The 21423-nt window shown below is 67.8% G+C and carries 24 protein-coding genes and 2 pseudogenes; 10 read left to right on the top strand and 16 right to left on the bottom strand.

Annotated elements, in window-relative coordinates:
• Nucleotides 1-62: 62 nt before the first annotated feature.
• Together NKG96_RS11460 and NKG96_RS11455 are read left to right on the top strand one after the other, a co-directional pair.
• Nucleotides 63-1427, top strand: a complete 1365-nt coding sequence (locus tag NKG96_RS11460) for a cytochrome P450 (protein ID WP_254535073.1) — start codon at nt 63-65, stop codon at nt 1425-1427.
• 108 nt (nt 1428-1535) lie between these two features.
• A complete protein-coding gene (locus tag NKG96_RS11455) occupies nt 1536-1985 on the top strand; it encodes a hypothetical protein (RefSeq protein ID WP_254535072.1) in 450 nt (149 codons plus the stop codon).
• A gap of 21 nt (nt 1986-2006) precedes the next feature.
• Here NKG96_RS11455 and NKG96_RS11450 read toward each other — a convergent pair whose 3' ends face one another.
• On the bottom strand, nt 2007-2477 hold the full coding sequence (locus NKG96_RS11450; protein ID WP_254535071.1) for a GNAT family N-acetyltransferase: 471 nt from the start codon (nt 2475-2477) through the stop codon (nt 2007-2009).
• An 83-nt stretch (nt 2478-2560) separates the two neighbouring features.
• Here NKG96_RS11450 and NKG96_RS11445 point away from each other — a divergent pair, with 83 nt between their 5' ends.
• Nucleotides 2561-2890: a 2Fe-2S iron-sulfur cluster-binding protein gene (locus tag NKG96_RS11445; RefSeq protein ID WP_254535070.1), complete on the top strand. Its 330-nt coding sequence runs from the start codon at nt 2561-2563 to the stop codon at nt 2888-2890.
• Nucleotides 2891-2894: 4 nt separating this feature from the next.
• On the opposite strand, the gene NKG96_RS11440 is transcribed toward NKG96_RS11445, so the two are convergent.
• The gene (locus tag NKG96_RS11440; RefSeq protein WP_254535069.1) at nt 2895-3713 is read right to left on the bottom strand and encodes a substrate-binding domain-containing protein; all 819 of its coding nucleotides are present in this window, start codon (nt 3711-3713) and stop codon (nt 2895-2897) included.
• 128 nt (nt 3714-3841) lie between these two features.
• The gene (locus NKG96_RS11435) at nt 3842-4507 is read right to left on the bottom strand and encodes a helix-turn-helix domain-containing protein (protein ID WP_254535068.1); all 666 of its coding nucleotides are present in this window, start codon (nt 4505-4507) and stop codon (nt 3842-3844) included.
• Nucleotides 4508-4805: 298 nt separating this feature from the next.
• On the opposite strand from NKG96_RS11435, the pseudogene NKG96_RS11430 reads away from it, so the two are divergent.
• From NKG96_RS11430 to NKG96_RS11420, 3 genes and pseudogenes are all read left to right on the top strand, one after another.
• Nucleotides 4806-5075, top strand: a pseudogene (locus NKG96_RS11430) (ArsR/SmtB family transcription factor); the annotation flags it as partial.
• 145 nt (nt 5076-5220) lie between these two features.
• Nucleotides 5221-5532 carry a DUF8036 family membrane protein gene (locus NKG96_RS11425; RefSeq protein WP_254535067.1) on the top strand — a complete coding sequence of 104 codons (312 nt, stop codon included), beginning with the start codon at nt 5221-5223 and terminating at the stop codon, nt 5530-5532.
• A 135-nt stretch (nt 5533-5667) separates the two neighbouring features.
• Entirely contained in the window at nt 5668-6378 is a 711-nt protein-coding gene (locus NKG96_RS11420) for a ferritin-like domain-containing protein (RefSeq protein ID WP_254535066.1), read from the top strand.
• Between the two features lie 21 nt (nt 6379-6399).
• Here NKG96_RS11420 and NKG96_RS11415 read toward each other — a convergent pair whose 3' ends face one another.
• From NKG96_RS11415 to NKG96_RS11405, 3 genes are all read right to left on the bottom strand, one after another.
• Nucleotides 6400-6633 carry a hypothetical protein gene (locus tag NKG96_RS11415; RefSeq protein WP_254535065.1) on the bottom strand — a complete coding sequence of 78 codons (234 nt, stop codon included), beginning with the start codon at nt 6631-6633 and terminating at the stop codon, nt 6400-6402.
• Between the two features lie 359 nt (nt 6634-6992).
• A complete protein-coding gene (locus NKG96_RS11410; protein WP_254535064.1) occupies nt 6993-7175 on the bottom strand; it encodes a DUF7576 family protein in 183 nt (60 codons plus the stop codon).
• A 147-nt stretch (nt 7176-7322) separates the two neighbouring features.
• The gene (locus NKG96_RS11405; protein ID WP_254535063.1) at nt 7323-7991 is read right to left on the bottom strand and encodes a helix-turn-helix domain-containing protein; all 669 of its coding nucleotides are present in this window, start codon (nt 7989-7991) and stop codon (nt 7323-7325) included.
• 96 nt (nt 7992-8087) lie between these two features.
• Here NKG96_RS11405 and NKG96_RS11400 point away from each other — a divergent pair, with 96 nt between their 5' ends.
• Nucleotides 8088-9740, top strand: coding sequence for an NADH-quinone oxidoreductase subunit D (locus NKG96_RS11400; RefSeq protein ID WP_254535062.1), 1653 nt, complete (start codon nt 8088-8090; stop codon nt 9738-9740).
• 10 nt (nt 9741-9750) lie between these two features.
• On the opposite strand, the gene NKG96_RS11395 is transcribed toward NKG96_RS11400, so the two are convergent.
• The 7 genes from NKG96_RS11395 to NKG96_RS11365 form a co-directional block, all read right to left on the bottom strand.
• Nucleotides 9751-9906 carry a hypothetical protein gene (locus tag NKG96_RS11395; RefSeq protein ID WP_254535061.1) on the bottom strand — a complete coding sequence of 52 codons (156 nt, stop codon included), beginning with the start codon at nt 9904-9906 and terminating at the stop codon, nt 9751-9753.
• 41 nt (nt 9907-9947) lie between these two features.
• Entirely contained in the window at nt 9948-11129 is a 1182-nt protein-coding gene (glmU, locus tag NKG96_RS11390) for a bifunctional sugar-1-phosphate nucleotidylyltransferase/acetyltransferase (RefSeq protein WP_254535060.1), read from the bottom strand.
• A gap of 343 nt (nt 11130-11472) precedes the next feature.
• Complete coding sequence (locus NKG96_RS11385) at nt 11473-13308, bottom strand: FAD-binding protein (RefSeq protein WP_254538143.1); 1836 nt, start codon at nt 13306-13308, stop codon at nt 11473-11475.
• A 46-nt stretch (nt 13309-13354) separates the two neighbouring features.
• On the bottom strand, nt 13355-14239 hold the full coding sequence (locus NKG96_RS11380; RefSeq protein ID WP_254535059.1) for a succinate dehydrogenase/fumarate reductase iron-sulfur subunit: 885 nt from the start codon (nt 14237-14239) through the stop codon (nt 13355-13357).
• Entirely contained in the window at nt 14239-14610 is a 372-nt protein-coding gene (locus NKG96_RS11375; RefSeq protein ID WP_254535058.1) for a succinate dehydrogenase hydrophobic membrane anchor subunit, read from the bottom strand. Before NKG96_RS11375 ends, NKG96_RS11380 begins: the two co-directional genes overlap by 1 nt.
• A complete protein-coding gene (gene sdhC / locus NKG96_RS11370) occupies nt 14610-15029 on the bottom strand; it encodes a succinate dehydrogenase, cytochrome b556 subunit (protein ID WP_254535057.1) in 420 nt (139 codons plus the stop codon). The genes NKG96_RS11375 and sdhC overlap by 1 nt, the downstream gene beginning before the upstream one ends.
• A gap of 96 nt (nt 15030-15125) precedes the next feature.
• Nucleotides 15126-16145 carry a succinylglutamate desuccinylase/aspartoacylase family protein gene (locus tag NKG96_RS11365; RefSeq protein WP_254535055.1) on the bottom strand — a complete coding sequence of 340 codons (1020 nt, stop codon included), beginning with the start codon at nt 16143-16145 and terminating at the stop codon, nt 15126-15128.
• A gap of 120 nt (nt 16146-16265) precedes the next feature.
• Between NKG96_RS11365 and NKG96_RS11360 the strand changes: the two genes are divergently transcribed.
• Nucleotides 16266-17630 (top strand): putative ATP-dependent zinc protease, encoded by a 1365-nt coding sequence (locus NKG96_RS11360; protein WP_254535054.1) that lies wholly within the window; start codon nt 16266-16268, stop codon nt 17628-17630.
• Nucleotides 17631-17725: 95 nt separating this feature from the next.
• Here NKG96_RS11360 and NKG96_RS11355 read toward each other — a convergent pair whose 3' ends face one another.
• Nucleotides 17726-18361 carry a DNA-3-methyladenine glycosylase family protein gene (locus NKG96_RS11355; RefSeq protein ID WP_254535053.1) on the bottom strand — a complete coding sequence of 212 codons (636 nt, stop codon included), beginning with the start codon at nt 18359-18361 and terminating at the stop codon, nt 17726-17728.
• 30 nt (nt 18362-18391) lie between these two features.
• Nucleotides 18392-18934, bottom strand: a complete 543-nt coding sequence (gene cysE, locus NKG96_RS11350) for a serine O-acetyltransferase (protein WP_254535051.1) — start codon at nt 18932-18934, stop codon at nt 18392-18394.
• Nucleotides 18935-19538: 604 nt separating this feature from the next.
• Between cysE and NKG96_RS11345 the strand changes: the two genes are divergently transcribed.
• Nucleotides 19539-19832 carry a hypothetical protein gene (locus tag NKG96_RS11345; RefSeq protein ID WP_254535049.1) on the top strand — a complete coding sequence of 98 codons (294 nt, stop codon included), beginning with the start codon at nt 19539-19541 and terminating at the stop codon, nt 19830-19832.
• A 268-nt stretch (nt 19833-20100) separates the two neighbouring features.
• A pseudogene (locus tag NKG96_RS21055) lies at nt 20101-20448 on the top strand (oxidoreductase dimerization domain-containing protein); the annotation flags it as partial.
• A gap of 41 nt (nt 20449-20489) precedes the next feature.
• On the opposite strand, the gene NKG96_RS11330 reads toward NKG96_RS21055, so the two are convergent.
• Nucleotides 20490-21395, bottom strand: coding sequence for a DMT family transporter (locus NKG96_RS11330; RefSeq protein ID WP_368409250.1), 906 nt, complete (start codon nt 21393-21395; stop codon nt 20490-20492).
• Nucleotides 21396-21423 lie beyond the last annotated feature (28 nt).

Genomic DNA, 21423 nt, shown 5'->3' with positions numbered 1-21423 from the left:
GAACCACACGACGGAACGTCGACGCGAACAACCCTTATTCGCGGTCGGCCCGTGGTTCGTGTATGTACACGGAGCCGCCCGGCCCGTCCGGGTTGCCGGTCGTGGGGAACACCCGCCAGTACGCTCGGAACCCGTTCCGATTTATGACGGCGGTTCGGCGGGCGTACGGTGACCTCGCGCGGTTCCAACTCGGCCCCGTCGACGCCTATCTGGTGTCGAACCCCGACGACGTCGAACGCGTCCTCGTCACGGAGGAGGAGAAGTACCGCAAGGCGGACTTCCAGGACGACGCCGTCGACTCCCTGCTCGGGAAGGGACTCCTCGTGAGCGAGGGCGACTTCTGGGCCGAGCAACGCCAACTCGCCCAGCCCGCGTTCACCATGGGACGTATCGGCGGTCTCACCGATATGATGGCCGAGAAGACGCGGGCCACGCTCGATGGGTGGTCCGACGGGGAGACGCTGGACGTCCAGTTGCCGATGGCCCGGCTCACGGTCGAGATCATCGTCAATGCGATGTTCGGGACGGACATCGACGAGGAGACGGTGTACGCCGTACAGGACAGCCTCGAACCGCTGGGGGAACGGTTCGAACCCGACGTGGTTCGGTTCCTGACGCCGCCGTGGGTGCCTACCCCGGAGAACCGCGAGTACGAGGCGGCACTGGCGACGCTCGACGGCATCGTCGCGGACCTCATCGAGCGCCGTCGCGGCACCGAGCGAGAGGGGACGGACCTGCTCTCGATACTGCTGCGGGCGCAGGCGATGGGCGACCAGACCGACCGGCAGTTGCGCGACGAGATGATGACGATGCTGCTGGCAGGCCACGACACGACGGCGCTGACGCTCACTTACGCGTGGCACCAGATCGCTACCCACCCCGAGGTGGAGGCCCGACTGCACGAGGAGGTGGACGAGGTGCTCGGCGGGGGCCGCCGGCCGAACGAGGCCGGTGGAGCCGTGGACGACCGCCCCGTGACGATGGGCGACCTGCGTGACCTGAAGTACACCGAGCGGGTGCTGAAGGAGACGATGCGGCTCTACCCGCCGGTGTACACGCTGTTCCGCCAGACGAACACTGACGTTCGACTGGGGGGCTACCGCGTCCCGAAGGACTCCCTGCTGATGCTCCCGCAGTGGGTGGTCCACCGCGACCCGACGTACTGGGAGGACCCGGAGACGTTCGACCCGGACCGCTGGCTCCCCGAGCGCTCCGAGGGCCGCCACCGGTACGCCTACTTCCCGTTCGGGGCCGGGCCGCGCCACTGTATCGGGAAACAGCTCTCGCTGGTCGAGGCGAAGGTCATCACGAGTTCCGTCGCCCGGCAGTTCTCGATGGAACTCGTCTCCTCGCCGGAACTCCGGATGCGTCCGTCGCTCACGATGCACCCCCGGGACCCCGTGCGCGTCACCCTCCACGAGCGATAGCCCCCCACCGAAACGGGCGGCTCGACGCTGCTCGCGGCGCACAGCGGGTGAGCTGTCTCTGCCTGCAAAGAAGCTAAATAGACGCCTTGTGAACCGAGTGACCTGAGTATGACTGGAAGCGACGTGGCAGACGACCTGGAGATAGAGGACATCGAAACCAGCGGCGGCGGCACGGTCAAACGTGTCGTCGGCCTCGTCGCGGTACTCGCCGTGCTGGCCGTGCTCGCGAAACTGAAGCGCGGGAGCGGGTCCTCGGCCGAGGCCGAGGCACCAGCACGCGGCGACGTCAAGCACCCCGACGTCGATGCCGACCACGAGGAGGAACGCGGCATCGACACCGTCTCGACGCAGGACGAGGACGAGGAGGAGACGACCGCCACCTCGACCGACGAGGACGACAGCGACGACAGCGGCCTGTCGGTCAAGACGTCGAAGAACCGCGGCATCTCCGCGACGTCCGGCCGGTTCGAGGACCTCGACGTCGTCGACTACCTCGCCATCTTCGCCTCGGCGCTGCAGGCCGCCCGCGACGAGTACCGCATCCGCACCGAGAACTGACGGCGACCGCGGCCCCCGTTTTCAGCAGTTTCGGAGCGCCTTCGCCATCGCGAGGTGTGGTATCCCGGCGTCGAGGAACTCCTCCTCGCTGGTGACGTGGTAGCCCAGTCGCTCGTAGAACCCGACGGCGTGGGTCTGGGCGTCGAGTTCCAGACGCTCGTAGCCCTCGGCCCCTGCGACCGCCTCCAGTTCGTCCATCAGTCGTCGCCCCCAGCCCTCGCCCTGGACGGCCTCGCGGACGGCCACCCGCTGGACCTTCCCGACGCCCTCGCGGTACGGGCGGAGGCGGGCCGCGCCGACGGGGCGCGCCCCGTCGGTCCCGCCGTCCGACCCCGCGTACGCGACGAAGTGGACCGTCCGGTCGTCGTCGTCCCACTCGTCGTACTCCAGGTCCTCTGGCACGTCCTGTCCCTCGACGAACACCTCGTGGCGGACCGCCAGTGCGTCCGACAGGGCCTCGTCGGTGTCCACGCGGACCACGCGCTCGCTCATGGTCGGTCGTGGAGTGGAGCGGGGGAAACTCCCCCGGTTCGGGCAGAGGGGAAGTGGTTGGCCCGCCCGCCCCAACGGCGGGCATGGACGAACCCACCGTCACGCTGACCGTCCACCACGACGGCGGGGTGACGGTCCGCTCGGTTCCCGTCGGGACGAACCTCCGCCGCACGCTTCTCGACGCCGGCCTCTCGCCGTACACGCGGCTCACGGAGCGCCTGAACTGCGGCGGGCGGGGGCTCTGTGCCACCTGCGGCGTCCGCGTCGAGACGCCGCGCGCGCCCGACCACTGGCACGATACCCTCGCCGCACGCTTCGGCTACCCCCGACTCTCCTGTCAGCTGACCGTCGAGCGCGACACGACGGTGCGCATCCCCGACAAACTCGTCTGGGGCGGGCGCGAGGTGGAGTGACGCGCTACCCCACCGGGACGTCCCGGGGGTAGCCGTCGGGGACGGTGAACCCCGCCTCGCGGAGGCGGTCCGTCCCGGTGGCGAGGCGGCGCGCCCACGACGTCCCCCTGTCGGTGCGGACACCAACGCCGTACCTGATGGGCGCACCTCGGACCGTCCGCTCCGGAAGGTCGTAGCTCGCGTCGGCGTACGCCTCCGCGCGGTCCGGGTCCGAGAAGTCGATATCCGCCGGGAGGGGGACGGACGGCAGGTCGTGCTGGACGGCCATGCTCCGGTAGACGAAGGCGGCGTCCAGTCGCCCGCCGGCGAGGACGCTCGCGAGGTCCACCTCGCGGAGGACGACCGACCCGTCGAGGGCACCCCCCAGGCCGGCGAGGTCCATCGCCATCACGGTCCGGTAGCCGAGGGGGTCATTCTCGGGGTCGGTCCGGCCCACGCGCACCCCCGGGTCCGCGACGGCCCGCCAGTCCGTCCGAATCGCGTCGGCGTGGGGACCGTCGGGGTCGTAGGCGAGGACGAGGGCGTTCGTCGCGAACAGCGTCGCCTGGTCACAGACCCCCTCGAAGAGGACGGGGTCGGCGAGCGCCACCGCGTCGGGGCGGCGCGCACCCTCGCGGACGAGTCGATTGACCGCCGCACTGCCGTGTGCCTCGACGGTGCCGTCGGGGACTGACCGTGCGACGCGGAGGAGACTCCCGGCGACGAGCGCACGGGCCTCGGGGGCGTCGGGGGTGGACTCCCCGCCGAGGGTGCTTGCGAGCGCACCCCCCGTCAGGGTCGCCGCGGCACCGCCGGCGAGACCCAGCACGGAACGTCGGCGCATGGCGCAACCACGGAGGGGTACGACAAAGCCGTTGGGAAACCGTCGACGGTTACGTGTCGGGGTCGTCGTGGGTTGGACTCGCGACGGCGGAGGAGACCGAGGGGAGGTCGGGGGTGACGGCGAGCGGGTCAGTCGGTCCGCCAGGGGGTCGACCCGACGAGGAGGGTCGCCTCCAGAAGGGCGTCCTCGCCGCGACGGAGGCGTTCTGAGAGCGCCTGATGGGAGATACCGAGGTCGTCGGCGAGGTCGTCGAGGTTGGTCTTGCGCGGGACCGCGAAGTAGCCGGCCTCGTGGGCGGTCCGGAGCGCCTCGTACTGCTCGCGGGTCAGCCCGTAGCGTCCGGCGGGTTCGCCCTCCAGTTCGCGGATGCGTTCGACGTCGAACGTGACGCCGTGGGCGTCACAGAACTCGTGGGTCGCGGAGAGGTCGTCCCTGCTCGGGTACATCACCCGGAGGGTCCACTCCTCGCCGTTCCCGTACGCCTCGAGGACCGTCGCGTGGGCGTTAGTTATCATCTGGACGATGAGCTGGACCCGGTCGACCCAGTTCATCTGGTAGAGGCGCTCCTCCTCGAACTCGGCGAGGAGCGACACCTCCTCGACGGTCGGGTCGTCGGCGAGTGCTGCCTCCAGTGCCTCCGGGTCGTCCGCGCGCGCCCAGGTGAGGGGCATCACGATGTCTCCGCCCGACTCGACTACCCGCTCGCACTCGAACTCCACGTCGGGGACGGACGAGAGGGTGCGTTCCAGCGCGAACTCCCCTGCCGGTACCGTCCCGGTCACGACGGTTGCCATATCGGGTACGCGCGAGCGAGCCGCTAAAGTCTTGACCCCATCGCCGACTCGCCCTCGGTCAATTCGTCGCGTGTGCCCAGCCTGAAGTAACACCAATTTAATGCGGAAGGATGCCAAGCGTCGAACGCCTCTCGGCGTCCGATTCGGCGTTCCGCACCCGCTCCGGTGACACTGCACTTGGCCACCGGCCGTACTCGACCGGTCCGTCACCACTGGACCCGCGGGCGTCGGGAGGGTTTCCGTTTCCCGAATCCCACAAGACGAATCTCTTTGAGGGAGGGCCACGCAGCCACCGTCAATGGAGGCGGTCCTCTGGTACGTGCTCACCGGCACCCGGGGTGGTCCCAACCGCGTACGCATCCTCCGGACGCTGGACGAGCGCCCTCGCAACGCCAACAGGCTCGCAGAGGACCTCGACCTCGACTACAAGACCGTCCGCCACCACCTCGACGTCCTCGTCGACAACGGCGTCGTCACCTCCAGCGGCGACGACTACGGGGCCGTCTACGTCCCGTCCGGTCAGGCGCGCGCCCACTGGGACGTCGTGGAGGCCATCTTCGGCGAAGTCGCGGACGAATCGGAAGAACGAACCCCCCCGGAGGGTGCAGACAGTACCGACGGGGGACGCGAGGACCCCGAGACATGAGAACTGGAACCGACATGGGAGAGATTTGGGAAACAGCGTATCAAGACGGACGGAGTCGTGACGAACGATGAGCGCGCTCATCGACCTGATGCGAGTGCTCCTCGCCGCGAACCTGGTGCTCCTCGTCGCCCTCGGCTACGTCTGGGGGCGCAACTACCTCCGGTTCCGCTCGAAGCACACGCTCGGTCTCGCCCTGTTCGCCCTCTTCCTCTTCGGGGAGAACGCCGTCGGTTTCTACCTGTTCGTCCTCGAACCCACCCTCAGCGCGTGGGTCTCCGACCCGCAGGCCGTCCCGCGCCCGGCCCAGTTGACCCTGTTCGGCCTGCGGGCCATGGAGTTCGGCGGTCTCCTCTTTCTCACGTGGACGACGTGGGACTGATACACCCCATTTCGAGAACATTCAATAATTAGGGAGTATATTCGCTCCTTTTACGAACGAAATTGGGTGGGAGTTCGGCAAACGCTCTATTAGTCGATATTCGACTGTACAGACGCGCATCGGCGCACCCCCACTATGGACGACACCAACGGACCAACCGGCCACGAACTAGTACAGAACATCGTCGGCGACGCGAGCGACCTCCTGACCGACCGGCGGAGCTTCATGTCGAGTGCGGCGAAACTGGGCGTCGGCGGGGCGCTCCTCTCGTTCGCGGGCAGTGGCGGGGCGGCCGCCGAGGACCACGCAGGCGAGGTCAGCGACGTCGACATCCTCAACTACGCGCTGACGCTCGAGGAACTTGAGGCCCACTACTACGCGGAGGCCCTCGAGACGTTCGACGAACTGGAGGACATCGAGAACGAGGGGACGGTCGGCGGCGAGGTCTTCCAGGACCTCTCCGTCCAGCACAGCACCTACCAGTTCCTCGAACAGATCGGGATGCACGAGCGCGAACACGCCGACGCGCTCCGGGCGACCATCGAGAAGGTCGGTGGCACCCCCGCGGACATCCCGGAGTTCACCTTCCCGTACCAGACGCCCGAGGAGTTCGTCGCCCTCGCACACACCATCGAGAACGTCGGCGTCTCCGCGTACGCGGGCGCGGCCCCGATGATTCAGAACGAGGAGATTCTGAAGGCGGCGCTGTCCATCCACAGCGTCGAGGCGCGCCACGCCGCCTACCTCGGCGTCCTCAACCAGCGAGCGCCGTGGAGCGGTGCCTTCGACCCCGCTCGCAGCATGGAGCAGGTACTCGCCATCGCCAGCCAGTTCATCGAGAACTGAGAGAGCGACCGCGTCCCCCTCTCAGACGCCGCGACCGGGCTGTCCTCGCCGCGGACCGGACTCGGCGAGGTGTTCGACCAGTCGCGCCGTGACGAGGAGTCCGAGCGCGACGGTCCAGAGGCTCACCGCGGTCCATACGCCCATCCGCCCGCTCGCGATTCCCACGAAGCCGACGAACTCCAGCAGGATGGCGGAGAGGACGAGCACGACGATGGGCGTGTCCATCACAGGTACACGGACGGCCTCTGAGGACATTGTTACTCGGTGCCCAACCGGTCGGACGATATCACCGCGAGGAGGGGCGACGACTGCTTTCGGACGGTTAGCGTCCCCCTTTCGGGCGCCGTCGCTCGTCGAGGGAGAGTGCATCCGAAGAACCCGTCGTGGGGACGGACCGGATGCACGTCGGAACGTACGTAGAACCCGGTCGTGGGGTCCGGGTTCAGGTACGGCCGTTCACAGGTGGTACTCCCGGCGCGTGCCGGTGCTGGCTCCCGAAACGTCGCTCCCTCGGAAGCCACTCCATCCGACGACCAGCGCCATAATAGCTGTACCGCTCGTCGGTCCCCGTGACATCCACACGATACGAGTAGTCCGCCCGACGGAGCGACCGGTCAGGGTCCGTCCCACTCGTCTCGGCAGGTCGCATCGCAGAAGTGCTCGGTTCGAGCGCTCCCCTCCTCGACCCACGTGACCACGCGGTGGTCCGCGCTCACCACCGGGTCGCCACAGACCGCACAGCGCGGTGCCTCGTCCTCGTCGACGTCCTCGTTCAGATCCGACGTCGGGTCGACCATCTCGCCGTCACCCCCCTCACCAGTCGATGCGTCAGTCGCTCGGCTCGTACGTCCATCGTTGTCGAGCCAAGGGTACCCCGTAACTTAGTCCCCGCGTCGCCGCGGCTTTTTGCCGAACGCCGGGAGTTCGGCCGACTCGCCCCCCGGTCAGGGTCCCCGGGCGGAGTCGACCAGCGCCTCGACGATCGCCGTCTCGGCCTTCCGGAGGTGCTCGGCGGCCGTCGCGGGGGCACAGTCGAGTTCCTCGGCCACGTCTGCGACCGACCCCGTCCGCGGCGTCGCGTAGTACCCCACGTCGACCGCTCGCTCGACGGCCTCCCGCTGACGTGCCGTGAGGCCGGGGTCGAACGCGCCCGGACCGCCGGTGTACCGCCCGATGCGCCGGACGTCCACGCCGACCACCTCGGGGAGCGAGTCGACCACCCGCTGGAGCGCCGTCGCGTCGCCGAGGACGGTCAGGGACGCCGAGCCGTCGCCCTCGAACGTTACCGGGGGGACGACGACGGCCCCCGCCCGCGTCACGGCCCCGAACACGTCCTCGTCTACGGGGCGATGCTCCTGTCTGACGTACGTGTAGAACCGTTCCGGCCCGATCGGGGCGACATCGTAGTCGACGACGAGGTCGGTGTCGTCGAGGACCGACTCGAAGGTCGACCGGTCGCCCTCGACGAAGTAAACGAACGTGTCGGGCCCGTCGCCCGCCGTGTTCCAGTGACAGAGGTAGTCTCGCGTCAGCGACTCGCGGTCCACGATGGCCCGGTGGACCGGGTGCAGGCTTCCGCCGGCGAACCGGAGACGACAGTGGAGCGACTTCATCCGTCCCGCCCGGTCGGACCGCTTCCAACTAAGCCTTGATAAACGGGCTAGTCGGTGCGGCAGAACGCTCCTCGGTGTCGGGGGGCCAGCACTCACATGCGCTCCGACGGAACAGTGGTCTCCCGCGACGCCGACGTACCCTCCCCGCTTCGAACTGCGCTCGCCGACTTCGCCATCGAATGGGAGGTCCACGGCAACGCTCCCGCCGTCGTGGTCCGACCCGACGACGTGCAGGCGACCCTTCGGACGCTCCGGGACGACCTCGACTTCGACCACCTCGCCTGCGTGACGGCACAGGAGTACGACGACCGCTTCGAGAGCGTCTACCACCTCAGGCGGTACGCCGACCCGACGGAAGAGGTAGGCGTCGTCGTCCCCGTCCCGCGCGACGACCCACGCAGCGAGACGGCCGCGCCCGTCTTCTCGTCCGCCGAGTGGCACGAACGCGAGGCCTACGACCTCCTCGGTATCGAGTACGACGGCCACCCGGACCCGCGGCGCATCCTCCTGCCCGAGACGTGGGTGGGCCACCCGCTCAGGGCCGACTACGACGCCGAGCAGTCGCAGGTCGTCACCTTCCGCGAACACGCCAACCCCCTACAGGACGATCGGCGCGACGGCGCGGACACGATGTTCCTCAACGTCGGGCCGCACCACCCCTCGACGCACGGTGTCCTCCACCTGAAGGTGGTACTCGACGGCGAGATGGTCGCGGACGTGGACCCCGACATCGGCTACATCCACCGCTGTGAGGAGCAGATGTGCCAGCAGGGGACCTACCGCCACCAGATCATGCCGTACCCCGACCGCTGGGACTGGTCGGGTGCCGGACTGCTCAACGAGTGGGCGTACGCGCGCGCCGCCGAGGACCTCGCCGGGCTGGAGGTGCCCGAGTACGCACAGGTCGTCCGGACGATGAGCGCGGAACTCTCACGGATGCTCGGACACCTCCTCGCCGTGGGGACGTTCGCCCTCGACGTCATCGGCGAGTTCACCGCGACGTTCATGTACGCCATTCGGGACCGCGAACTCGTCCAAGATTTGCTGGAGGACCTGACGGGCCAGCGCCTGATGTTCAACTACTTCAGGCTGGGTGGGGTCGCGTGGGACCTGCCCGAACCCCGCGAGGAGTTCTTCGACGAGACGCGGGACTTCCTCGACGGTCTGCCCCCGAAAATCGAGGAGTACCACGATCTGCTCACCGCCAACGAGATATTCCAGCTCAGGACCGTCGACACGGGCCGTCTGGACCCCGAAGTAGCGAGGGACTACGGCGTGACGGGACCGGTCGCCCGCGGATCGGGCGTCGACTACGACCTGCGCCGCGACGACCCCTACGGCTACTACCCCGAACTCGACTGGGACGTCGTCACCGAGGATGGCTGTGATAACTACGCCCGCGTCCTCGTCCGGATGCACGAACTGGAGCAGTCCGCCCGAATCGTCGAGCAGTGCGTCGACCTGCTGGAGGACTGGCCGGAGTCCGACAGGGAGATTCAGTCGAACGTCCCGCGGACGCTCAAGCCCGAGGCCGACACCGAAGTCTACCGTGCCGTCGAGGCCGCCAAGGGCGAACTCGGCATCTACATCCGCTCGGACGGCACCGACAAACCCGCCCGCTTCAAGATTCGCGGGCCGTCGTTCTCGAACCTGCAGGCGCTCCCCGAGATGGCCGAAGGCGAGTACGTCCCCGACCTCGTGGCGACGCTCGGCAGTCTGGACCCCATCATGGGCGACGTGGACCGCTGAGTCCGGACGGTCAGGTCGACCCCGTCGTCCGCGTCGCTTCGAAGTGGGTGTAACTCGCGGGTGTCGCCGTCCCGTCGGCCCGGTTCGGGAGCGAACATCCGGCGAACAGGGGGAGGGTCAGGGCGGCGCGACGGAGGACGGTCCGCCGCGCGAAGGGACATGTCATGGCACGAGCATACGTGCCGTCCGCCAGGGGTCTTCCGGGGACTATCGGTCGCGCGTGACCGACTCGCCGGGCGTCGTCATCGCGCCCGCCGAGAGGACCACGCCGGGGGCGAGCGACGTGTTGATACCCGTCTTCGCGTCGTCGCCGGCGACGACGCCGTACTTCCGGCGGCCGGTCGAGACGCGTTCGCCCTTCACAGTCTGTCGGACGTCCTCGTCGTCGTGCCGGAGGTTCGCGACCTGCGTGCCCGCACCGAGGTTCACGCGGGGTCCGAGGAGGCTGTCGCCGACGTACGAGAGGTGCGGGGTGTTCGCGCCGGCCATCAGGACGGAGTTCTTCAGTTCGACGCCGTGGCCGACGTGGCAGTCCTCGCCGACGAGCGTCGCCCCCCGGACGTAGGCGTTCGGCCCGACGTCCGCGCCCGAGCGAATCAGGGCGGGGCCCTCGACGGTGACCCCCGCCTCGACGACGGCGCCCTCCTCGACGACGACAGTGCCCCGCAGGTCGGCGTCGCCGCGAACCTCGCCGTCGATACGACGCTCCATCTCGCCGAGTTTCCACTCGTTGGCCTCCAGCAGTTCCCACGGGCGGCCCACGTCCATCCAGCGGTCGACCTCGACAGCCTGTACCTCGTACTCGTCGATGACCCTGGCGAGGACGTCCGTGAACTCGTGTTCGCCGCGCTCGCTCTTGGGCACGTCCAGCCAGTCGCGGGCCTCCTCGGGGAAGACGTACGCCCCGGCGTTCGCGAGTTCCGTCGGCGGGTCGTCGGGTTTCTCGACGATGTCCACCACCCGCTCGCCGTCGAGGGTGAGCACGCCGTAGTTCGTCGGGTTCTCGACCCGGAAGGCGGCGACGCTCGGGCCGCTCTCGAAGAGGTCGGCGATGCTCGGCGCATCGTAGAGGTTGTCGCCGTAGAGGACGGCGAAGTCCCCGTCGATGTACTCGCGCGCGCAGCCGACGGCGTGGCCCGTTCCCAGTTGCTCCTCCTGGACGGCGAAGCGGACGGGGACGCCCGCGTACTCCTCGCCGAAGTACTCGCGCACGTCGTCTGCCTCGTATCCCACGACGAGGACGAGTTCGTCGGCGCCCGCCTCGACGGCGGCGTCCGCGGTGTGCGCGACCAGCGGCCGGTCCGCCACCGGGAGCATCGGCTTCGGCGTCGAGTGTGTGAGCGGTCGCATCCGGGTCCCCTCGCCGGCAGCGAGAATCACAGCCTGCATACCGGCCCTCCTCGGGCAGTCGGGATATGCCTACTGGCTCGGGGACGGTCACGAAACCCTACTCGCGGAAGATTTATCACTCGTCGGTCGACCCTACCGACAGGTCGCACAGGCCACAGTTTGCGGACCACGTCCGAGAGGTCATGGGGGAAGGGGCGGGAGAAAGTCCACGCGAAGCCCTGTGGGACCGCCGGTTCACGCGTCCATCCGGCGGACGACTTCTACCACGCAGTACCCTTCCGCGTTCCCCGTACTCCACCGAAGGACAAATAACCTACCATCACATGCACAGCCGACTGTCGGCGGGGGAGTGCGTCCCCGCTCCGGACGCCCCCGGCCGACCTCAGTACGAGCGCTCTTTCGGCTCGTACGTCTTGTTCTCGCCCTCCAGGATGGTGTCGGTGTAGTACAGTTCGGGCCGACCACCGTTCCAGGCGACCATCGTGTGCTTGAGCCACTCGTCGTCGAGACGCTCCTGGAACTCCTGGCGCCAGTGGGCACCGCGGAACTCGTTGCGCGCGAGTGCGCCGAGCGTCAGCGCCTCCGCGAGGTCGATGAGGTTACGCGTCTCGATGGTGTGGATGAGGTCCGTGTTGAACGTCCGCGAGGGGTCCGAGACGGCGACGTTCTGGTAGCGCTCGCGGGCCTGCCGGATGTCGCGGAGCGCCTGCTTCAGGCCGTCTTCGTTCCGGAAGACGTTGACGTTCGCCGTCATGGACTGCTGGAGGTCAGAGCGAATCTCGGCGTGGTTGACGCCGTCGCGCTCCATGAGCGTCTCGACGCGCGCCCGCTCGCGTTCGACGGCACGTTCGACCACTTCCCCCGCGGGGGCGTCGAGGAGTGCGCCCCCGTCCGCAGCGACGTCCTCGTCACCGATGCCGGCCTCGCCGAGCGTGACCGGCGACTCGACGACGCCGTCCTCGGTCTTGGCCGAGGGGCCGGTCTCGATCTTCGCCTCCGCGCGCTCGCGCTTGGCGGCGTGGCGACCGGCGCGCGCCCCGAAGACGATGAGTTCCGGCAGCGCGTTCCCGCCGAGGCGGTTCGCGCCGTGGACGGAGACGCAGGCGCACTCGCCGGCGGCGAACAGGCCGTCGATGCACGTCGCGCCGTTCTCGTCCGTCTCGATGCCGCCCATCTCGTAGTGCTGGCCGGGCTTGACCCGCATCGGTTCCTTCAGCGGGTCGACGCCCTCGAAGTCCTCCGAGAGGTGGACGATGTTCTCTAGACGGTCGATGATGCGTTCCTCGCCGAGGTGGCGCATGTCCAGCAGGACGTAGTCGTCCTCGAACCCGCGGCCCGCGTTGACCTCGGTGAGTTCGGCGCGGGCGACGACGTCGCGCGAGGCGAGTTCGCCGGCGTTGTTCGCGTAGCCGCGTTCGAACATGAAGCGCTCGCCCTCCGAGTTGTAGAGGATGCCGCCCTCCCCGCGGACCCCCTCGGTGATGAGGACGCCCGTCGAGGGCAGGGTGGTGGGGTGGAACTGGACGAATTCCATGTCCTCCAGCGGGACGCCCGCGCGGTAGGCCATCGCCGCCCCGTCGCCGGTGTTGGCGACGGCGTTCGTCGTGTGGTCGTACATCTGCCCCGGACCGCCAGTGGCGATGACGACGCCGGTGTTGGCGACGAAGCCGTTGATCTGCCCGGTCTTGATGTCGTAGGCGACACAGCCGTAGCACTCGCGATCCTCGGGGTCGTCGTGGTCGGTGACCGCGAGGTTCATCACGTAGTGCTCGTCGTACACCCGGATGCCCCGCTTGACGACCTGCTCGTACATCGTGTGGAGCAGGTGGTGGCCCGTCTCCGCGCCCGCGTACGTCGTCCGGGGGAACGAGAGGCCGCCGAACGGCCGCTGGCTCACCCGCCCGTCGTCGTCCCGGGAGAACGCCATCCCCCAGTGTTCGAGTTGCATCGTCTCCTCGGGGGAGTCCTGACAGAGCGTCTCGATGGCGGGGGCGTCGCCGAGGAAGTCCGACCCCTTCATCGTGTCGTAGGCGTGGTCCTCCCACGAGTCGCCGTCGCGGAGGGCGGCGTTGATGCCCCCCTCGGCCGCGCCGGTGTGACTCCTGACCGGGTGGAGCTTCGATACGAGTGCCACGTCGGCACCCTCCTCCTGTGCTGCGATCGCCGCTCGGAGGCCGGCGCCGCCCGCGCCGACCACGATGACGTCGTGTTCGTGAATAGCCATGTGAGTTGCTTGGTGGGGGTTCGCTAGTGTGTGCTCTGGGTTACCAGAACTTGAGGTTGTTCTTCACGGCCTCGCGTTTCAGTTCCTGGATGTGCTCGGTCAGCGGGATGTCCTTCGGACAGACCTCCGTACAGGAGAACTGGGTCTGACACCGCCAGACGCCCTGTTCCTGTTCGAGGATCTCCAGTCGGTGCTGTTTCAGTTCCTCTTCCTCCCGGTCGTCCATCGCGAAGCGGTAGGCCTTGTTGATGGCCGCGGGGCCGAGGTACTCGTTGTTGCCCGCCGCGATGTTACACGAGGACATGCACGCGCCACACCAGATACAGCGCGTGGACATCTTGATCTTCTCGCGGTTCTCGCGGGTCTGGCGCTGCTCTTCGAGGCCGTCGGGGACGTCCTCGCTCTGGAAGTACGGTTCGACGGCGTCCATCTGGTCGTAGAAGTGCTGCATGTCCACGACGAGGTCCTTGACGACCTCCTGGTGGGGCAGCGGTTCGATGCGGACCGGGTCCGCGAGGTCGCTCAACTGCGTCTTGCACCCGAGACGCTGTCGACCGTTGATGAACAGCGCGTCCGACCCGCAGATGGCCTGCCGGCAGGAGTGCCGGAAGGTGAGACTGGAGTCGTAGTGGTCCCGCGAGTACATCAGCGCGTCGAGGACGGTCATCCCCTGCCTGAAGGGGACGGTGAACTCGTCGAAGCGGGGTTCCATCTTCCCCTCGACCTCGGGGTCGTAGCGGAACACCTTGAGGGTGCGCGTCTCCCGCCCGCCGAAGCGGGGTGCGCTCTCCTCTCGCTGGCGCTCCGTGCTCTCGGCGCGGTCGCGCTTTCGCTCCATGCGACGCTGCTGCTGGGCGGACTGCGCTTCGGCGTCCGCCTCGTCTGCGGCCTGTTCTTCCTCTTGCTTCTGGATTTGCGTGCTCATTAGACGATGGTGGTGCCCGTCATCGCCATCGCGACGCGGATGCCCTGCGCGACGAGTGCGAGGCTGATGAGGACGAAGGTGTACTTGAGAACGGTGCGCTGGGTGCCCTCCAGACCCTGGTTGACGAGGGCGTTGTAGACGCCGTTGACGCCGTGGAAGGTGCCCGCGACGAGGAAGCCGACCATCGTCACGAAGTACCCCGGCTGGCTCATGCGGGCCTGCGTCCCCATGAACGTGATTTCGGCGGCGTGGTTGACGAAGTGCAGGAGCATGAAGTGGAACGCCAGCACGCCGATGAGGAACACGGCGGTCAGGCGCTGGAGGAGCCACCCGGTGCCCTTGCGCTCGAACGAGGAGTAGTGCTCCGCCATCAGATGGCCCCCGCGAGGAACGTCGGGATGGACGCGACCACGATGGCGCCCGTCAGCACCAGCGAGGCGTAGAAGCTCTTGTCCTGTGCGTCGAGGCCGACGCCGAGGTCCACGAACAGTAGGCGGATGCCGTTCATGATGTGGAAGACGGCGACGGCGAGGAGACCGACTTCGAGGAAGCGGACGACCAGTAGCTCCTCGAGACCGACGAGCGTCGTCGTGTAGATGTCCGTTCCGCCGGCGGCCGCCCCGCCCTGCGCGGCCGGGATGGCCGTACTCAGTACCGCGATGTGTGTAAACAGGTAGCCGATGAGGACCCACCCGGTGAACTTGTGGAACACCCACGCCCACATGCCGGCGGAGAACTCCCGCCAGCGGCCGAAGTCCTCGACGAGGCCCCTGTCGTACGACTGGCTCATGTACGTGAGTGACAGGGTGCGACCCCGTATAGTAGTTACTAACTCATCGCCCGCCTGCTGGCGGTTTTCGCCGGAATTCGGCCCGGACGGCCGACCTCACGGGCGCTCGATGGTCCCCTGTTCCTGTTCGAGCGCCCGGAGGGTCGTATCGCCCAGTTTCACGAGGTGACAGAGGGGGTTGCCGGGGTAGACCAGCGGGTTCTCGAGCAGGCCGACGAGCAGGCCGGTGAAGGGCGCCTCGACCGGGATGGACTCGTCGCGGAACGGGTCTGAGATGGTGCAGATGGCGTCGCCCTCGTGGACCAGCGCCCCCCGGCCGTAGTGGTTCTCGACGAGGCCGCCCACGTCGGCGCGGAGCCACGTCTTCTCGCCGGAGTCCTCGATGACGGTCCGCCAGCCGGGCCAGCTGACCTTCTCGGCGGGTTTCAGCCCGAACTCCGCGAGGACGCTCACGACGCCCTCCAGCGCCCGGTCGATGAGGTCACGCTGGAAGCGGTGGGCCTCGCCCATCTCGATGGTGATGGTGGGCGTCCCGGCGAGCGACGCCTCCCGCCGAAGCGTGCCGTCGGGACCAGAACTGGAGAGGATGACGTTCGAGGCGAAGGCGTTGGCGAGGCGGGCGACCTCCGGGTCGTCCATGTCGCCACGGACGTGAATCATGTTGGTCCGGCCGCGGGTCGAGGTGTGGAAGTCCAGCCCGTAGTCGCAGGGTTCGATGAAATTGCGGAAGATACGGTAGGCCATCCGCTTCGCGCCGGTGGAGGTGTCGCTGCCGGGGAACGAGCGGTTCAGGTCGCGGTCGTAGATGGGGAGGTAGCGCTGCTGGGCGATGAACGCCGGGACGTTGAGGACGGGGAGGCAGACGAGCGTCCCCGCGAGTTCGGAGTGGTCCCAGCCGTAGGCCACCTCGCGGACCACCTCGATGCCGTTGAGTTCGTCGCCGTGGGCCGCCGCACTCAGGAACACCGTCGGGCCGGGACGTTCGCCGTTGATGATGGTGACGGGAATGCGCACGGGGTCGCCGAGGTACGTCTCGCTGACGCTGTAGCGGATGTTCTGCGTCTCGCCGGGCGCGACCGTCCCACCGTTGTACGTGAACGCCTCGGACTCAGCCATATCGGGTCACGGCGGCGGGCACGTATAAATCACGCCGTCCCGGTCCCAGATGTCCGAATCGGGCGGATTCTGTCGTCCCGTACCGGCACGCATTTCACGCGCGCCCACCGTGTTCCATCCATGTCCGCCAGAGACGACGAACACGTCCGGGTCGGGGTCCTCTCGCTGCACAACAGCAAGGAGACGAAGGCCATCCTCAACGCCGTCGAGGACCTCGGCCACCGTGGTGAGTGGCTGCGACAGGAGAACACCGCCATCTCCATCGAGGACGGAGAGGTACAGGTCGAACCGGAGGTGGACATCATCGCCAACCGCCTGCTCCTCTCGAACACCGAGGAACCCGCCGAGGGCCTCGGACTGGCGACCACGTTCAACCGCCTGCGCCCCATGCTCAACCAGCCCGGGGCGGTCCTCACGGCGATTCACAAGTTCGCCACGGCCGTCACGCTCGCCGACTGGAACATCGCGGTGCCCGACGCCCTGCTCGCGCTCTCGAACGAGCGCCTCAACCAGGGCCGGGGCCGCTTCGGCGAGGAGGGGGTCTACAAGACGGCCATCGGCACCCACGGCGGCGGGACGTGGAAGGTCGACCTCACCGACCCCGTCAACCCGAAGGTCGGTAACCGGCAGGCGTTCCTCCAGAAGTTCATCGACCGCGACTCCGGCCGGCACCGCGACCTGCGCGTCTACGTCGTCGGCGAGGAGGTCGTCGGCGCGATGAACCGCTTCGCCCCCGAGGGCGAGTGGCGGACCAACGTCGCACTGGGCGGCGACGTCGAGGACATGACCGACGAGATGCCACAGGAGGCGAAGGAGACGGCGCTGTACGCCAGCGAGGTCATCGGCCTCGACTACGCCGGCGTCGACCTCATCGAGGGCAACGACGGCTGGTACGTCCTCGAAGTCAACCCCACGGCCGGGTTCAAGGGGCTCTACAAGGCGACCGGGCGCAGCCCCGCCCCCTACATCGCGAAGATGGCCATCGAGCGGGCAGGCGGCACCGTCGACGACGACCGCGTGGACGAACTCGCGGCAACGCTCGACGACTCGACGCCCACCGCCAAGCCCCGGCAGGCCGCCACGAGCCGGGAGGACACGCCCCTCATCGGCTACATCGAGGAGGTCGTCGTCTCGGGGACCAGCGGGTCGGCGACCACGCTCGCCAAGTCCGACACGGGCGCGACCCGGACGAGCATCGACACGTCGCTCGCCGCGGACATCGGTGCCGGCCCCATCAAGAGCATGACCCGCGTGAAGTCGGGGAGCATGAAAGGGGGGAAGGCCCGCCCCGTCGTCGACCTCGTCATCGGTATCGGCGGCCGTCAGCACACCGTCACCGCGAGCGTCGAGGACCGCTCGCACATGGACTACCCGCTCCTCCTCGGGCGTGACATCCTCCAGCACTACCAGGTGGACGTACGTCGCCGCGTCGACAGCGACGCACCGGAACCCGACGACGACGAAATCCTCGAAGAAGAGGAGTAGTCGTACCGCCGGGTTCGTCTCCCCCGTTTTCTCTCGCGGTGTCCCTCTCGTTTTCTGCTCTCCACTCACTTCTCGCCCCGCGTCGGCGTCCCTCCTCAGGCCAGCGGTGCCCGCTCGTCGTCCTCGTACCACCGCCAGAGGAGGACGGTGGCGTACGAGCGGTAGGGGGCCCAGCGTTCCGCGAACTCGACCATCTCCGCCCGCGTCATCTCGCCGTAGAGTTCCTCGATGGCCCGTCGGACCGCGAGGTCACCGACCGGGAAGACGTCCTCGCGACCCAGCGCGAACAGGAGGTACATCCGGGCGGTCCACTCGCCGACGCCGCGAATCTCCGTCAGGAGGTCGACCACCGCCTCGTCGTCGTGGTCTCCGAGGGTGTCGCGGGAGTACGAGCGCTCCTCGAACGCCTCGGCGATGTTCCTGACGTAACCCGTCTTCTGCTTGCCGAGGCCCGCGTCCACGAGGACCGCCTCGTCGGTCGCGAGGACGTTCGCCGGGGTGATGTCGTCGTCCAGTGCGTCGTACACCCGTTCGCGGACGGCGTTCGCGGACGCCGTCGAGATGGACTGATTGATGACGCTCACGACGATTCGCTCGAACTCGTCGTCGTACATCGCCTCCTGCAGGTCGACGGGGCCGTACTCCGCCTCCAGACAGCCCATCACCGGGTCGTCGGCGAAGCGACTCGCCGCATCGGCGTCGGTCCCGCGCTCGGGCTCAGGCTCACTCATCACCCGACGGTTGGGCGCGAGGGGACGTGGTTACTGTGCTTTCCGGTCGGCGTCCCGCCGGACCGCGGAGAGGGGACGGGCGGGCGACCCGACCACCGTCTGGCCGGGCGGGACGTCCTCGACGACCACCGCGCCGGCCCCCACGCGCGCCCCCTCGCCGACGGTGATGTCGCCGATGAGCGTCGCGTTCGCCCCGACGACCACGCCGTCTTCGAGGGTGGGGTGGCGCTTTTCGGGGTGCGGGGAGTTCCCGCCGAGGGTGACGCCGTGGTACAGGTGCACGTCGTCGCCGATGTGTGCCGTCTCGCCGACGACGACGCCCATCCCGTGGTCGATGAACAGGCGGTCGCCGATGGTCGCGCCGGGGTGTATCTCGACGCCGGTGGCCCCTCGCGCGAGGTGCGAGAGGACGCGGGCGGCCAGCGGGTGGCCGCCCGTCCAGAGGCGGTGTGCGAGTCGGTAGGCCCAGACGGCGTGGACGCCGGCGTAGGTGAGGACCACCTCGGCGGCGCTTCGGGCGGCGGGGTCTCTGTCGAGTGCGGTGCGGACGTCGTCGCGGAGTCGGTCGAACATTTCGTTGGGTCGGTGTCGCTGTGGTCTGCGGGCGGCGCGGGTGGTAAGGGTGAGAAGAGTGCTCAACAGCGACAGCACGGACCCACGGGTGGGCGATTTGCGAACGACCGACGGCGACCGGTGCTGTCGCGCATGCCACGGGGTTGCGCGGGGGTGCTGAAAAGCGTGACGGGGAGTCGGCCGGAGTCGGCCGGAGTCGGGAGCTCCGCCGGCCGGCGGGAATTTCGTTGCTGTGCGCGTAGTTGGCGGTAGCTTCCGGTGTGGCTGCTAGACCTGTGTCGCGGGGGTATCACCGGGAGGCCATTCGACGGTTGGATGAAGTGAGCAATTGAACCATCGGGAGTGTATTAGTGTCGGCACGCTACCAGTTCGTATGCATCGTCGGAGCGTTCTGGGCTGGCTCGGGGTCGCTGTTGGGGTAGGCACGACTGGCTGTGTCGACTCACTGGTGGCCCGCTCGAGCAGTGAACCGACCCCGTCAACGACCAGTTCCGGCACTGAAACACGGTCGTGTGGGGAGTACGTGTATCAAGGTGAGGCCGACGACGAGCGAGAGTTACCGTGGCATCTCACCATCCGAAACGCCGGATTGGGAACTTATCCAGTGGCGATCTCTATCAGTGACGTCTCGGGGAGTCCTCCCAGCGAAGTCATCACCTGTACTGCCACCTCCGCGGGCCATAGCGAGCTTGTGTTCGACCTCGCTGCGGAGACCGAGTACCGAGTCGAAGTCACCCTCGAGCGTTCCGGTGGCACAGAGACGGCGTCGACCACGGTATCGGGCTGGAATCGAGTAACTGGCAGCAATGAAGCGCTGGAGGTCACCGTCGAGAACGGGGAGTTCCAGATCCCTCACTTCCACTACGACGAAGGGGTATCAACTGAACGGAACGCGTAGTTCACACCCGGCGGTTAGACCCGCGGTCTCTGTCTATCGTCGACCCTTGCCGCGTGTATCGCAGGAACCTGCTCGATCGGTGCTTTAGTTGGTTGTCCGTGCGGACTCCGAGCTACTCCGCTCGGGCGATTTCACATCCTAACACGCTGTCGAGGTCCCCTCTGATGCATTCGTCCGCTAGTTCGACCAATCGAGGCCCCGGTTGCTGGGAGACCCGATAGAACCGCTTTCGTCCCTCCTGTTCGACCTCGGCGAGCGCACAGTTGTTGAGACACTGCAAGTGGTGCGAGACGAGGTTGTACGAGAGGTCGGTTCGTCCACAGAGGTCGGTGACGTTCAGGACGAACACGGGACGTGTACCTGCCGAACGGTGCAGATGAAAGACGTTCCGAAGGCGAAGGCCATCGAGGACACGCGCGGCCTCCTGCAGGCCGTCAAGCACCACGAGACGGACGAACTCGTCGGCGTCCACATCGTCGGGCCCCGTGCTGCGGACATGATTCCTGAGGCCACGTTGGCGGTCAAACACGGTCTGACGGTCGACGACGTCATCGACACCACCCTCCCGTTTCCGACGTTCTCGGAGGCATTCAAACACGCGTGCCAAGCGTTCCGGGGACTACACAGCGAGTGCCGCGCTGTAGGCCGTGAGCGGCGTCAGCTGACGAGTTCGGCGACGATCGTCCGTCGTTTCAGAACACCGAACCCCGCAGCGATGAACGCGAACCCCACGAGCGCCGACGACGGGAGCGCCTCGCCGAACAGCACGTACCCCGCTCCGATCGCCACGACGGGAAAGAGGTAGTGAATCAGATTGGTCTCCACGGCGGACCGCCGGTCGATCAGGACGAAGTAGATGACGTACGCGAGCGCAGTCGAGATCACCGAGAGGTACCCGAGTGCGAGCACTACCGTGGCGTTCACCGTCACGTCCGCCAGCGACTCGCCGACGGCCGGACTGAGCGCGTGCATCAGTCCGGCACCGAGGAGCATCGACCACGCGGTCACCGCGGGCGCGGAGATGACGTTCTCGGCGCGCCGAATCAGGACACTCCCGAGCGCGGTTCCGACCGCTGAGGCGACTATTATCAGCTTCCCGACGACGCCCGGGCTGAACAGCGAGGTGGTCCCGGGAATCAGGACGAGGAGCACGCCCGCGAACCCGATGCCGAGTCCCGCGAGACGCTCTTTCGACACCTGCTCTTCGGGGACGAGCACCCACGCCCAGGCGGCGGTCAGAATCGGGATGAGACCGGCCATCAGTCCGGAGAGGACGCTCGTCGTGAGTTCCTGGCCGACGTACCAGACGCCCTGTCCGAGCGGGAAGAACAGGGTCCCCCCACCCACGATGGCGAGGACGTCACCGCGGGTCGACGGACGCCACCTGTCGGTCGTCGTGAGCGCGTACCCCAGCATGAGCACGCTGGCGAGGTCGAACCGGACGGCGGCGATCAACAGCGGTGGCACGTAGGGGAGGGCAGCCTCGACGGCGGGAAACGCCCCACCCCCCATCACCGAAAGGGCGAGGAACAACGCGAGGTCGCGGTACTGGCCCGAATCCACGCCGGGACACTCGGCGGGGAGTGACAAA

Source organism: Halomarina litorea, assembly GCF_024227715.1.
Lineage (GTDB): Archaea > Halobacteriota > Halobacteria > Halobacteriales > Haloarculaceae > Halomarina > Halomarina litorea.
Note: the sequence above shows the minus strand (reverse complement) of the source record. Positions and strands in the feature narration are given on the sequence as shown.